The organism is Citrobacter sp. RHBSTW-01013, from assembly GCF_013781985.1.
Lineage (GTDB): Bacteria > Pseudomonadota > Gammaproteobacteria > Enterobacterales > Enterobacteriaceae > Citrobacter > Citrobacter braakii.
Map to the genome: position 1 here is coordinate 892,757 of NZ_CP056185.1, position 13,996 is coordinate 906,752.

At 53.5% G+C, this 13,996-nt stretch carries 12 protein-coding genes; 7 read left to right on the plus strand and 5 right to left on the minus strand.

Features of this window, described 5'->3' with window-relative positions:
* Positions 1-221: 221 nt before the first annotated feature.
* From epd to HV350_RS04425, 4 genes are all read left to right on the plus strand, one after another.
* Positions 222-1,250, plus strand: a complete 1,029-nt coding sequence (gene epd / locus HV350_RS04410) for an erythrose-4-phosphate dehydrogenase (protein WP_016154379.1) — start codon at positions 222-224, stop codon at positions 1,248-1,250.
* Positions 1,251-1,289: 39 nt separating this feature from the next.
* Positions 1,290-2,453 carry a phosphoglycerate kinase gene (gene pgk / locus HV350_RS04415; protein WP_003027032.1) on the plus strand — a complete coding sequence of 388 codons (1,164 nt, stop codon included), beginning with the start codon at positions 1,290-1,292 and terminating at the stop codon, positions 2,451-2,453.
* 88 nt (positions 2,454-2,541) lie between these two features.
* Positions 2,542-3,621 (plus strand): class II fructose-bisphosphate aldolase, encoded by a 1,080-nt coding sequence (fbaA, locus tag HV350_RS04420; protein WP_003027029.1) that lies wholly within the window; start codon positions 2,542-2,544, stop codon positions 3,619-3,621.
* A 191-nt stretch (positions 3,622-3,812) separates the two neighbouring features.
* Positions 3,813-4,673 carry a small-conductance mechanosensitive channel MscS gene (locus HV350_RS04425; protein ID WP_019077645.1) on the plus strand — a complete coding sequence of 287 codons (861 nt, stop codon included), beginning with the start codon at positions 3,813-3,815 and terminating at the stop codon, positions 4,671-4,673.
* A gap of 41 nt (positions 4,674-4,714) precedes the next feature.
* On the opposite strand, the gene dctP is transcribed toward HV350_RS04425, so the two are convergent.
* Positions 4,715-5,761: a TRAP transporter substrate-binding protein DctP gene (gene dctP, locus HV350_RS04430; protein ID WP_046274956.1), complete on the minus strand. Its 1,047-nt coding sequence runs from the start codon at positions 5,759-5,761 to the stop codon at positions 4,715-4,717.
* 200 nt (positions 5,762-5,961) lie between these two features.
* Here dctP and argO point away from each other — a divergent pair, with 200 nt between their 5' ends.
* The 3 genes from argO (at position 5,962) to HV350_RS04445 (ending at position 8,496) form a co-directional block, all read left to right on the plus strand.
* The gene (argO, locus tag HV350_RS04435) at positions 5,962-6,597 is read left to right on the plus strand and encodes an arginine exporter ArgO (protein WP_003027005.1); all 636 of its coding nucleotides are present in this window, start codon (positions 5,962-5,964) and stop codon (positions 6,595-6,597) included.
* Positions 6,598-6,690: 93 nt separating this feature from the next.
* On the plus strand, positions 6,691-7,413 hold the full coding sequence (locus HV350_RS04440; protein WP_029139653.1) for an oxidative stress defense protein: 723 nt from the start codon (positions 6,691-6,693) through the stop codon (positions 7,411-7,413).
* Between the two features lie 186 nt (positions 7,414-7,599).
* On the plus strand, positions 7,600-8,496 hold the full coding sequence (locus HV350_RS04445) for a LysR family transcriptional regulator (protein WP_046274941.1): 897 nt from the start codon (positions 7,600-7,602) through the stop codon (positions 8,494-8,496).
* Here HV350_RS04445 and HV350_RS04450 read toward each other — a convergent pair.
* The 4 genes from HV350_RS04450 to scpA are packed head-to-tail and all read right to left on the minus strand — an operon-like array spanning position 8,493 to position 13,912.
* The gene (locus HV350_RS04450; RefSeq protein WP_046274940.1) at positions 8,493-9,959 is read right to left on the minus strand and encodes an acetyl-CoA hydrolase/transferase family protein; all 1,467 of its coding nucleotides are present in this window, start codon (positions 9,957-9,959) and stop codon (positions 8,493-8,495) included. The two genes, HV350_RS04445 and HV350_RS04450, sit on opposite strands and share 4 nt — an antisense overlap.
* A gap of 24 nt (positions 9,960-9,983) precedes the next feature.
* Positions 9,984-10,769, minus strand: a complete 786-nt coding sequence (gene scpB, locus HV350_RS04455) for a methylmalonyl-CoA decarboxylase (protein WP_016154367.1) — start codon at positions 10,767-10,769, stop codon at positions 9,984-9,986.
* A gap of 13 nt (positions 10,770-10,782) precedes the next feature.
* A complete protein-coding gene (meaB, locus tag HV350_RS04460) occupies positions 10,783-11,775 on the minus strand; it encodes a methylmalonyl Co-A mutase-associated GTPase MeaB (protein ID WP_181629874.1) in 993 nt (330 codons plus the stop codon).
* A complete protein-coding gene (gene scpA, locus HV350_RS04465) occupies positions 11,768-13,912 on the minus strand; it encodes a methylmalonyl-CoA mutase (RefSeq protein WP_181629876.1) in 2,145 nt (714 codons plus the stop codon). The genes meaB and scpA overlap by 8 nt, the downstream gene beginning before the upstream one ends.
* Positions 13,913-13,996: the final 84 nt, after the last annotated feature.

Below are 13,996 nucleotides of genomic sequence, written 5' to 3' on the forward strand. Positions count from 1 at the left end.
AGCGGGAAAAATGTGATGTACGTCAGATAACTGTTTTCTTTGGCTGGACAATCATTCCTTTTATTCCGCGTTTCGCTTATTCTAGCTGAAGCGTTTCAGTCGATTAAATGTTCGACAATTAACCAATTAGTCGCAGTTTGCGACAGGTAAGGTTTCCCTGAGCGATTTGCTGCATTACTCTGTCTGCCACATCGTTTCTGAGAAATCCTTGCAGGAGACCTATGACCGTACGCGTAGCGATTAATGGTTTCGGTCGCATCGGACGCAACGTGGTTCGTGCTTTGTATGAATCCGGGCGTCGGGCGGAAATCACCGTGGTGGCAATCAACGAACTGGCGGATGCTGCAGGCATGGCGCATTTGTTGAAATATGACACCAGCCATGGACGTTTTGCCTGGGATGTTCGTCAGGAACGTGACCAGCTCATCGTTGGCGATGACGCGATCCGCATTCTGCATGAGCGAACGCTCGATGCGCTTCCCTGGCGCGAACTGAGTGTCGACGTTGTGCTGGATTGTACGGGGGTCTTCGGCAACCGCGAACACGGCGAGGCGCATATTGCCGCAGGTGCAAAAAAAGTGCTCTTTTCACATCCTGGTAGTCACGACATCGACGCAACCGTTGTGTATGGCGTTAATCAGGATCAGCTGCGCGCTGAACACCGGATCGTTTCCAACGCCTCCTGCACCACGAATTGCATAATACCCGTCATTAAATTGCTGGATGATGCTTACGGCATTGAGTCTGGTACCGTCACCACGATCCACTCCGCGATGCACGATCAGCAGGTTATTGATGCCTATCATCCTGACCTGCGTCGCACGCGAGCGGCCAGCCAGTCTATTATTCCGGTTGATACCAAACTGGCGGCGGGCATCACGCGAATTTTCCCGCAGTTTAACGATCGTTTTGAAGCGATTGCGGTGCGTGTACCGACCATAAATGTGACGGCGATCGACTTAAGCGTGACGGTGAAAAAACCAGTAAAAGCCAGTGAAGTCAACCAGTTGCTGCAAAAAGCAGCACAAGGTGCATTTCATGGTATAGTTGACTATACGGAATTACCGTTGGTCTCTGTAGATTTTAACCACGACCCGCACAGCGCCATCGTTGATGGTACGCAAACGCGCGTGAGTGGCGCTCACCTGATCAAAACGCTGGTCTGGTGTGATAATGAATGGGGCTTTGCTAACCGTATGCTCGACACAACGTTAGCGATGGCTGCTATTGGTTTCAGGCTCGACGCTTGAGCGTCGACAAAACTTTATGAATCAACGAGAGGATTCACCATGTCTGTAATTAAGATGACCGATCTGGATCTGGCTGGTAAACGCGTTTTTATCCGTGCGGACCTGAACGTACCAGTTAAAGAAGGGAAAGTAACCAGCGATGCGCGTATCCGTGCTTCCCTGCCGACCATCGAACTGGCCCTGAAACAGGGTGCTAAAGTGATGGTAACTTCCCACCTGGGTCGTCCTACCGAAGGCGAGTACAACGAAGAATTCTCTCTGCTGCCGGTTGTTAACTACCTGAAAGACAAACTGTCTGCTCCGGTTCGCCTGGTAAAAGATTACCTGGACGGCGTTGAAGTCGCTGCCGGTGAACTGGTTGTTCTGGAAAACGTTCGCTTCAACAAAGGCGAGAAGAAAGACGACGAAGCACTGTCCAAAAAATACGCTGCGCTGTGCGACGTATTCGTAATGGACGCTTTCGGTACCGCTCACCGTGCGCAGGCTTCTACCCACGGTATCGGTAAATTCGCCGACGTAGCTTGCGCTGGTCCGCTGCTGGCTGCTGAGCTGGATGCGTTGGGTAAAGCGCTGAAAGAACCTGCTCGTCCGATGGTGGCTATCGTTGGCGGTTCTAAAGTTTCTACCAAACTGACCGTTCTGGACTCTCTGTCAAAAATCGCTGACCAGCTGATCGTTGGTGGTGGTATCGCGAACACCTTCGTTGCTGCTCAAGGCCACAACGTCGGCAAATCCCTTTACGAAGCTGACCTGGTTGATGAAGCTAAGCGTCTGCTGACGACTTGCGATATTCCGGTCCCGACTGACGTTCGCGTAGCGACTGAATTCTCTGAAACTGCACCGGCTACGCTTAAATCCGTTAGCGATGTAAAAGAAGACGAGCAGATCCTGGATATCGGCGACGCTTCTGCACAGCAGCTGGCTGACATCCTGAAGAATGCGAAAACCATTCTGTGGAACGGCCCGGTTGGCGTGTTCGAATTCCCGAACTTCCGCAAAGGTACTGAAATCGTTGCTAATGCTATCGCAGACAGCGAAGCATTCTCTATCGCAGGCGGCGGTGACACCCTGGCAGCAATCGACCTGTTCGGCATTGCTGACAAAATCTCCTACATCTCTACTGGCGGCGGCGCATTCCTCGAATTCGTGGAAGGCAAAGTACTGCCAGCAGTAGCCATGCTCGAAGAGCGTGCTAAAAAGTAAGACATTGATGGGCAGGGAAACCTGCCCAATTATTAGCGCGCTGTCGAGCGCGCCCCCTTTCCAAGGCCGAAGATACAGGACTCGCAACATGTCTAAAATTTTTGATTTCGTAAAACCAGGCGTAATCACTGGTGATGACGTACAGAAAGTTTTCCAGGTAGCTAAAGAAAACAACTTTGCTCTGCCAGCTGTTAACTGCGTTGGTACCGACTCCATCAACGCCGTTCTGGAAACCGCTGCAAAAGTTAAAGCGCCGGTCATCGTCCAGTTCTCCAACGGTGGTGCTTCTTTCATCGCGGGTAAAGGCGTGAAGTCTGACGTTCCTCAGGGCGCTGCAATCCTGGGTGCTATCTCTGGTGCGCATCACGTTCACCAGATGGCTGAACACTATGGTGTTCCGGTTATCCTGCACACTGACCACTGCGCGAAGAAACTGCTGCCGTGGATCGACGGTCTGCTGGACGCGGGTGAAAAACACTTCGCAGCAACTGGCAAACCGCTGTTCTCTTCTCACATGATCGACTTGTCTGAAGAGTCTCTGGAAGAGAACATCGAAATCTGCTCCAAATACCTGGCGCGCATGTCCAAAATGGGCATGACTCTGGAAATCGAACTGGGTTGCACCGGTGGTGAAGAAGACGGCGTGGACAACAGCCACATGGACGCTTCTGCACTGTACACCCAACCGGAAGACGTTGACTACGCATACACCGAGCTGAGCAAAATCAGCCCGCGTTTCACCATCGCAGCGTCCTTCGGTAACGTACACGGCGTTTACAAGCCGGGTAACGTAGTTCTGACCCCGACCATCCTGCGCGACTCTCAGGACTATGTTTCTAAGAAACATAACCTGCCGCATAACAGCCTGAACTTCGTCTTCCACGGTGGTTCCGGTTCTACTGCTCAGGAAATCAAAGACTCCGTAAGCTACGGCGTAGTGAAAATGAACATCGATACCGATACCCAATGGGCTACCTGGGAAGGCGTTCTGAACTACTACAAAGCAAACGAAGCTTACCTGCAGGGTCAGTTGGGCAACCCGAAAGGCGAAGATCAGCCGAACAAGAAATACTACGATCCGCGCGTATGGCTGCGTGCTGGTCAGGCAACTATGATCACCCGTCTGGAACAGGCTTTCAAAGAACTGAACGCGGTTGACGTTCTGTAATTTACGCCGTCCAACGTGACATGAGGCCCGCAAATGCGGGCCTTTTTTATTGCCATTTCAATGTGCTGCTGACAGAGAATTCTGTGATCTGTTTGGCAAAATCTGAGTTTATTGTTTACCCTTGTCAGGTTGCCAGTCCCGTTAGGGCGGCTTTATTTCTCCCGTTTGGGTAAGCAAAAAAGGACTATTGAATGGAAGATTTGAATGTTGTCGACAGCATAAACGGTGCGGGCACCTGGCTGGTCCGCAATCAGGAACTACTGTTGAGCTATGCCGTCAACATCGTTGCGGCTCTCGCGATTGTCATTATCGGTATGATCGTGGCGCGTATCGTATCAAACACCGTTAATCGCCTGATGCTGGCGCGTAAAATTGATGCCACCGTTGCCGACTTTCTTTCTGCACTGGTGCGCTACGGTATTATCGCTTTCACGCTGATTGCCGCGCTGGGTCGCGTTGGGGTGCAAACTGCCTCCGTGATCGCCGTTCTCGGTGCCGCAGGTTTAGCTGTCGGTCTGGCACTGCAAGGGTCGCTGTCCAACCTCGCCGCAGGCGTGCTGCTGGTGATGTTCCGTCCGTTCCGCGCGGGTGAATATGTAGACCTTGGCGGCGTTGCGGGAACCGTGCTTAACGTGCAGATTTTCTCCACAACTATGCGTACCGTAGACGGTAAGATTGTGGTGATCCCAAACGGTAAAATCATTGCCGGGAACATCATTAACTTCTCTCGCGAGCCGGTCCGTCGTAACGAATTTATTATCGGCGTGGCCTACGACTCCGATATCGATCAGGTGAAAAAAATCCTCACTGATATCATCCAGTCTGAAGATCGCATCCTAAAAGACCGTGAAATGACGGTACGCCTGAATGAGCTGGGCGCTTCCTCGATTAATTTCGTCGTACGTGTTTGGAGCAACAGCAGCGATCTGCAAAGCGTCTACTGGGATGTACTGGAGCGTATTAAGCGCGAGTTTGACGCCAACGGTATCAGCTTCCCGTACCCGCAGATGGATGTGAACTTTAAACGCGTGAAAGAGAACGCGACCGAGTAACTTCAGCTAAAAACGCCCGCCAGAGAGAGGCGGGCGTTGATTTATCTCGTCTTGTTAAGAATTGCGCTGACACCCTGCATCAGCTCGCCAACATCGTTTATTCCTTTACTTTCCTGTTGGGCAATCCATTCGGCCTGAACGTGCTGATACCCGGTAGCGGCTTGCCACGCATTCAGCTCGCTGTTGGTCAGGTAATGAACGTGTGCACCCTCTTTTGCCATCTTTTTCGCCATTGCGGTCAGGCTTGCGTCCTGCACTGCGCCAATACGCTTTTGCGTCATGGCGGCGGCCCGATTGATGGCTGCGCGATCTTTCACGTCCAGGCTATCCCAGACGTCTTTATTCATCACCAGAAGATAAACGTGTCCGAGCCAGAGCGAAGGGGAGAGCTGAATATAGGGGGCCGCCCGCTGGGCATGGATATCATCTCCGCTGTCGAGGTTAACCATCAGGCCGTCAAGCTGTCCGGTCTGAAGCGCATCGGTAATTTTTTCATTCCATGGCATGCTGACCGGCACGCCGCCCGCGTTGCGTAAAAATGATTGATGCCAAAAGCTGGCGGTCCGCCATTGGCTTGCATTCAGCTGTGCCAAATCGACGTTCGGCTTGGTAGTAAAAAATCCAACCGGATAGCCGAGGAAAAACTGAAGATTCACCAGATTGTTGTTTTCCAGCTCGCGACCAAACTGGCGATACTCGCGGAAAATCCGCTGAAAGGCGTTAACCTGCGCTTCACCACGGCCCGGTCCGAGGGGGAAGCTCTTAAAAATCTGGTGTCGCGGCAGTTGTTCGGGCGTGTACTCAGGGACCACGATCCCCATATCCGCCACGCTGCCCTGGCCGATCGTTTTTAAGGCGTCATAGCTGGTGGACAGCTCGCCGTTCCAGTGAGCGTCGATTTTCAAACGTCCAAGCGACTCTTGTTCGATCGCACGAAAAAAAGTCTCTTTTATGAGCCGGGTACGCATGTTGCCATATGGCTCGTGATCGGTATAGCGCAGCGTTCTGTCTGCGCTGGCGACAGTGGGCCACAAACTGGTAACTATCAGCGAGGCACAGAAGAGAAAAATGTTCGCGTTATGCTTCATACCCATTCCTTTGGTATAGACAGATTTATCTTTCAGCATACCCCGGGTAACGCACAATCGCTATTGTCAGAGACTGAATATGGAGGGGAGTGTGCACGGTATTATTAATAATGCTAATTACTGATTAATATTATCCATTTCCTCTAATGAATCCCGCGCAGTATAGTCTGCCCACAAGACAATTATGTGAGATGTTTTACATGTTATCCTACTATTTTCAAGGGCTTGCGCTTGGTGCAGCCATGATACTTCCGCTTGGTCCACAAAATGCCTTCGTGATGAACCAAGGGATCCGTCGTCAGTATCACATCATGATTGCTTTACTCTGCGCTATCAGTGATTTAGTGCTGATTTGCGCGGGGATCTTCGGCGGTAGCGCCTTGCTGATGCAGTCGCCATGGCTGATGGCGCTGGTCACTTGGGGCGGGGTCGCATTTTTACTCTGGTACGGATTCGGTGCGCTAAAAACGGCAATGAGCAGTAATCTGGAACTGGCCAGCGCCGAGGTGATGAAGCAGGGGCGCTGGAAAATCATCGCCACTATGCTGGCGGTGACATGGCTCAACCCACATGTTTACCTGGATACTTTTGTGGTGCTCGGGAGTCTGGGGGGACAACTGGACGTTGAGCCTAAACGCTGGTTTGCACTGGGAACCGTCAGCGCTTCGTTCCTGTGGTTCTTCGGTCTGGCATTGCTGGCGGCCTGGCTGGCTCCGCGTCTGCGAACTGCGAAAGCACAGCGCATCATCAATACGCTGGTAGGATTAGTGATGTGGTTTATCGCTTTTCAACTGGCAAAAGAAGGTGTTGCGCACGTTCATGCGCTGTTCAACTAAGTGTTGTCTGATGGACAACGCAGCGAGATCGGCTAAGCTTGCCTGCATGTGCCCTGAGTTTTGGGGTAATTAATGAAACATGGAGGAACGACCGTGAAGTTCAAAATAATGGCCCTGGCGGCATTAGTCGGATTCAGCGCACTATCGGTACAGGCAAATGAGTTGCCAAATGGACCGCACATCGTGACTTCCGGAACGGCAAGCGTAGATGCAACACCAGACATCGCCACCCTGGCGATTGAAGTGAACGTTGCTGCAAAGGATGCGGCTTCCGCGAAGAAGCAGGCCGATGAGCGCGTGGCGCAATATCTGTCCTTCCTTGAACAGAACCAGATAGCGAAGAAAGACATTAGCGCTGCAAACTTGCGTACGCAGCCGGACTACGACTACCAGAACGGCAAAAGCATCCTCAAAGGTTATCGTGCAGTGCGCACCGTTGAAGTCACGCTGCGTCAGTTGGACAAACTCAACGCTCTGCTTGATGGCGCGCTGAAGGCCGGTCTGAATGAGATTCGTTCGGTATCGCTGGGCGTTGCCCAGCCGGATGCTTACAAAGACAAAGCGCGTAAAGCGGCGATTGATGATGCTGTTCATCAGGCTGAACAGCTGGCCGCGGGCTTTAATAGCAAATTGGGTCCCGTTTACAGTGTGCGTTACCACGTTTCCAATTATCAACCGAGCCCGATGGTACGGATGATGAAAGCAGATGCAGCGCCTGCAACCTCCGCTCAGGAAACCTACGAACAGCCGGTTATTCAGTTTGACGATCAGGTTGATGTTGTCTTCCAGATTGAGCCTACAGTAACCAATAAGTAGTCTTGATAAGGCGTAAGTCGCCATCCGGCAAGATTTTAGCCTGATGGCGATGCTTACGCGTCTCATCAGGCCGACAAAACATTCCAGCCGGTTTTTTCTGTGAGCAACTGTAAAAATGAGACCTCACATTCAGTCTTTTTTTTCGTGGTAATGAGGATAGGCCATAGCGATTTTTAAGGGGACGCTATGGATATTTTTATCTCGAAAAAGATGCGTAATTTCATTCTGCTGGCGCAAACCAATAACATCGCCAGAGCGGCAGAAAAAATACATATGACCGCATCGCCTTTCGGTAAAAGCATTGCTGCACTGGAAGATCAAATCGGCTATACGCTGTTTACCCGTAAAGATAACAACATCAGCCTGAATAAAGCCGGACAGGAGCTCTATCAGAAGCTGTTTCCCGTCTATCAGCGCCTCTCTGCCATTGATAACGAAATTCATAACGCCTCTTGTCGCTCGCGGGAAATCGTCATCGGTATCGATAATACTTATCCAACGATTATTTTTGACCAGTTGATTAGCCTTGGCGATAAATATGACGGCGTGACGGCCCAGGCCGTTGAATTCAGTGAGAATGGGGTGATTGATAATCTGTTCGACCGCAAACTGGATTTCATTATCTCGCCACAGCACGTTTCTCCCCGCGTACAAGAGTTGGAAAATCTGGCGATCAGCGAACTGCCTCCGCTACGTCTGGGGTTTCTCGTTTCCCGGCGCTACGAAGAGAAACAGCCGCAGGATCTGCTGCGCGAGCTACCCTGGCTGCAAATGCGCTTCCAGAATCGCGCCAACTTTGAGGCAATGCTGGATGCTTATATGCGGCCCTGCGGGATCAATCCGACGATTATCTACCGTCCGTACAGCTTTATGGCCAAGATTAGCGCGGTGGAGCGCGGGCAGTTTTTGACGGTGATTCCTCATTTTGCCTGGCGGCTGGTGAATCCGTCGACGCTAAAGTATTTCGACGCGCCCGGCAGCCCCATGTATATGCAGGAGTTTCTCTATTCGCTGAAAAATCATCGCTATACCGGCACCATGCTCCAGCATATTGCTGAAGATCGTGACGGTACGGCAAGTTAACCGAGCATCGATCCTGTCTCGAGAAGGTTGCGATGCAGATCGAACGCATGGCTGAGATCGTGATGGATATGCCCGCCGGGCGCTTTTTCCAGATAGCGGTGCAGGTAGTCCCGGTAAAGGGGATGCGCACAGTTATCGATAATCGTGTGCGCCCGCTGCATCGGAGATAACCCACGCAGATCGGCAATCCCTTGTTCGGTCACGATCACTTTAACGCTATGTTCGCTGTGGTCGACATGGCTGCACATCGGCACGATGGTTGAGATTTTCCCGCCTTTGGCAATCGACGGCGCCATAAAGATAGACAGGTAGGCGTTGCGCTCGAAATCCCCGCTGCCGCCGATCCCGTTCATCAGGTTCACGCCCGCAACGTGCGTGGAATTGGCATGGCCGTAGATATCAAACTCCAGCCCAACGTTGAGTGCAATGACCCCCAGCCGACGGATGATTTCCGGGTTATTGGAGATCTCCTGCGGGCGCAGCACAATTCGGCTGGCGAAGAAGTCCATATTGTCGTAAATCTTCTGTAGCGACGGGGCTGAGATGGTCAGGCTGGAGGCGCTGGCACCGGTGATCTTGCCCGTTTCCAGCAGATGCACCACCGATTCCTGTAACACCTCTGAATACATCATAAAGGGCGGAATATCCGGATTCTCCCCCAGTCGCGCCATTACCGCGTTGTTGATATTGCCCACGCCGCTTTGTAAGGGCAGAAACTCTGCTGGAATGCGTTTGTGCGCCATTTCTGCCAGTAGGAAAGTGACGACGTTATCGGCAATTTGTTGGCTGACCGGATTGGTTTTATCCGACGCATTCCCGGCATCGGGCAGCTCGGTATCCACCACCGCTACCACTTTCCTGGGGTCTATCTGCACGCACTGACTGCCCACGCGATCCATGGTATGAAATATGGGTACGCTGTTACGCCGCGGCGGTGCGCCGGGTATTACGATGTCGGCAAACTCAGCCACGCGTGGATTATGGTAATGATTCAGCTCGATAATCACCTTTTTCGCCCGCAGCAGCCAGGTAGGCGCATTGCCAATACCGCTGGAAAGCCAAATCCGGCCATCCGGCGCAATGGCGGAGGCTTCAATGACGGCAACATCGATATCGCCAAAAAAGCCGTAATTAACCATCTGCGCGACTTCGCTCAAATGGAGATCGACAAACCTCACCTGGCCTTGGTTAATTTTCTCGCGCAGGCCAGATGAGGTTTGATAAGGCGCACGCCAGGAAACGGCATCCGCCGCGGATAATGCATCATCAGCGGCGGCGCCAATTGACGCCCCGGTCAGCAGGCGGATCTGAAAAGGCTGCCCGTCCTGATGCCGTTCGCAGGCGCGTTGGGCAATTGCGGTGGGTAACGCTTTTGGCGAACCCGCGGGGGTAAAGCCGCTGAACGCCACCATATCATCGTGCTGGATAATTTCTGCCGCCTGTTCGGCGCTCATCCGTTTCATGGCCGTCTCCTTCGTCGGACGTGATTAATGGCCAACAAAATTAGGTTTACGTTTTTCCATAAACGCGTTCATCCCTTCCTGATAATCCTCGCTGTCATACACCGCGCGGCGCATGCCCTGAATGCGCTCGAATTCGTCAGAGTTCATGGTGTGTGCTTCGCCCAACACGCGCAGTTCTTCTTTGATGACGGCGATTGCCAGCGGCGCTTTTTCCGAGATGTGATGCGCCATTTGCAGGGTGAAATCTTCCAGTTCCTCGGTTGGAACGACATGGTTGAGGATCCCGACCGCCATGGCGCGTTGAGCGGTGATGGGCGAGGCGGTAAAAATCAGCTCCTTAACGATGTGAAAACCAGCGTCACGGGTCAGGTTGTGGATGCCCACCAGGTTATAGGGCACGCCGAGGTTGACCGGGGTCATGGAGAAGGTAGACGTACTGGCTGCGATGATCAGATCGGAACTCATGATCATCTCAAACGCGCCGCCCCAGACGCTGCCTTCAACCATGGAGATCACCGGCTTCGGATATTTTTGGATCATACGAGTTATCTGACGCAGCGGATCGTCATAAGAGAGCGGATCGCGACGTCCGGTGGGGAGTTCATGAATATCATGCCCGGCAGAGAACACTTTGGCCCCGCTCGGGGCGCGCAGAATGATGCAGCGAATGTCCGGACGATTGAGGTCGTTCAGCGCCTGCATCAGATCGTCAATAAACACTTTGCTTAGGGCATTGAGCTTGCGGGCGTAATTGAACTCAATGACCGCGACTTTCTGGATGATGACCACGTTGACGTATTGATAAGACATAATGTTCTCTTTATTAAAAGTAATGATGCTGGATAAATTCGCTGATGTGCCGCAGGCCGGTGCGCGGCGAAAGATCATTGTTTTTGACGGCCAGCAGTGTCTGCTGGAAATACCGGTCGAAATCAGCCCGGGCAAACAGCAGATGCAGGGCTTCTTCTTCAGCCTGCTTGTGTAGCCATTCCACCGCCTGCTGCTGGCGGACTTTTTCCAGTCGACCGCTGGCGGTAAGGCACGTTTTAAAGTCGGTTATCGCCTGCCAAACCTCCTCAATGCCGCGTTTTTCCAGGGCGCTACAGGTCAGAACCTGCGGCTGCCACTCGTCATATTTGCGGCGCAGAATATGCAGGGCGGATTCGTACATATGGCGGGCGATGGCAACGCTGGTACGGTTATCACCGTCGTCCTTGTTGATGACGACCAGATCCGCCATCTCCATCAGGCCTTTTTTGATGCCCTGCAAATCGTCGCCACCGCCGGCGATTTGCAGTGAGAGAAAGCAATCCACCATGCCTGCGACTTCGGTTTCTGACTGCCCAACGCCGACGGTTTCCACAATCACCACGTTGAAGCCAGCCGCCTCGCACAGCAGCATTAATTCGCGGGCGCGCTGGCTGGCGCCGCCTAAATGACCGCTGGAAGGAACCGGACGTATAAACGCAGATTCTGCGCGAGCCAGTTCCGTCATGCGGGTTTTATCACCCAGAATGCTGCCGCCGCTGACCGGGCTGCTGGGATCGACGGCGATCACCGCTACCCGTAACCCGCGGCGAATTAACAGCATGCCGAATGCTTCCAGAAAGGTGCTTTTACCCGCGCCCGGCGTGCCGGTGAGCCCCAGACGCAGGGCGTTACCGGTGAACGGCATAATCGCGTCCAGCAATTGCGTACTCAGCGGCTGGTGGCGCGGGTGATTGCTTTCGACCAGCGTCATCGCCTGGGCGAGCGTAGCCCGTTCACCGAGTCGCAAGCGGCGGACGGTATCCTCAAGCGTGGCGGCGTTAATCATGATGCTGACTGATACGGGTTAACACATCGCGGACGCTGTCGAGCATTGGCGTGCCTGGGCCATAAATGGCTGCCACGCCATGCTCGTGCAGGAAAGCGTAATCCTGTGGCGGAATAACCCCGCCGGCGACGACGCAAATGTCTTCGCGTCCCCAGCCTTTGAGCGCGGTGACCAGCTCCGGGATCAATGTCTTATGACCCGCCGCCAGCGATGATGCGCCAATGACATGCACATCGTTTTCTACCGCCAGACGGGCAATTTCCTCCGGTGTGGAGAACATCGGGCTGAGATCGACATCAAAGCCGAGATCGGAGTAGGCGCTGGCGATCACTTTTGCGCCGCGATCGTGGCCGTCCTGACCCATCTTGGCGATCAGAATACGCGGGCGGCGGCCATTTTCTGCGAGGAACTGTTCAGTTTGCGCAACAATGGCATCGAACTCATCGGCGGATTTGTCGGACTGGTGATAGCTTTGCGCAATCACCCCAGTAACACACTGGCTGGGAACCAGATAACGGTCAAAGGCGGCCTCGAGCGCATCGGATATTTCGCCGAGCGTGGCGCGAACGCGGGCGGCGTTGACGGCGGCTGCCAGCAGATTTTCATTCTGCTGTGCGGCGTGGGTCAGCGCGGATAGCGCGGTTTTAACCGCATCATTGTCGCGGGTGGCGCGGATATGCTGCAGTGAGGCAATCTGCTCGTTGCGCACCTTCACGTTGTCGATCTCCAGCACCGACGTGTCGTCTTCTTTATCCAGCTTGTATTTGTTCACCCCGACGATAACGCGCTTACCCTGGTCGATCAGCGACTGTTCGCGCGCGGACGCTTCTTCGATCATCCGTTTAGGAAGCCCGGCTTCAATCGCCTTCGCCATGCCGCCTGCCTCATCAATCTGCTTGATGATCGTGCGCGCCTGCTTCACGATTTGATCGGTGAGTGATTCGACGTAATACGATCCGGCCAGCGGATCGACGGTGCGGCAGATCTCTGATTCTTCCTGAATGATGATCTGCGTATTACGCGCAATACGGGCTGAGAAATCGGTGGGCAGACCGAGCGCTTCATCAAAAGCGTTGGTATGCAGAGACTGAGTGCCGCCAAGCGTAGCGCCGAGCGCCTCAATGGTGGTTCGTACCACGTTGTTGTACGGGTCCTGCTCGGTCAGGCTCCAGCCTGAGGTCTGGCAGTGGGTACGCAGAGCGAGAGATTTCGGGTTGGTCGCGCCAAAACTGCTGACCGCTTCGCTCCACAGATACCGTGCAGCGCGCAGCATGGCGACGTTCATAAACAGATCCATGCCGATGCCGAAGAAGAATGACAGGCGCGGGGCGAAGTCATCAATTTTCAGTCCGGCGGAAAGCGCGGCCTTGATGTATTCAATACCGTCTGCCAGCGTAAACGCCACCTGCTGTACGCAGTTTGCCCCGGCTTCACCCATGTGATAGCCGCTGATGCTGATGGTATTAAAGCGCGGCATGTTGCCTGAGCACCAGGCGATGATGTCGGCGATAATGCGCATGGAGGGTTTTGGCGGATAAATGTAGGTGTTGCGGCACAGGTACTCTTTCAGAATATCGTTCTGAATGGTCCCGGTGAGCTGTTCCGGCGTCACGCCTTGCTCCTGCGCCGCGACGATATAAAACGCCAGTACCGGCAGCACCGCGCCGTTCATGGTCATCGATACCGACATCTTATCCAGCGGGATCTGGTCGAACAGCACCTTCATATCTTCGACGGTATCGATCGCCACGCCGGCTTTGCCGACGTCGCCCGCTACGCGCGGGTTGTCTGAGTCATAGCCACGATGAGTGGCAAGGTCAAAGGCGACGGAAAGCCCTTTTTGCCCAGCGGCGAGGTTACGGCGGTAAAAGGCGTTGGACTCTTTGGCGGTAGAGAAACCGGCGTATTGGCGAATCGTCCACGGCTGCGCGGTATACATAGTGGCGCGCGGGCCACGCACGTAAGGCGGCAGACCGGGCAGGGTGCCCGTCACTTCCAGATTATCGAGATCCGCTTCGGTGTACAGCGGCTTGATGGCAATCCCTTCCGCCGTTTGTCTTTCCAGCGACTCAACGGTTTTTTCCCGTCGACTGAGTTCTTTATTGGCGAGTGTTTGCCACTCCTGCACATTAGCCATTTTTTGCTCCGTATTACGCAATAAGTTGAATCTTTGCGAATACGGTGTGCTTTTTCATTTGGCTTGTCGCCAGCAAAAAATAGC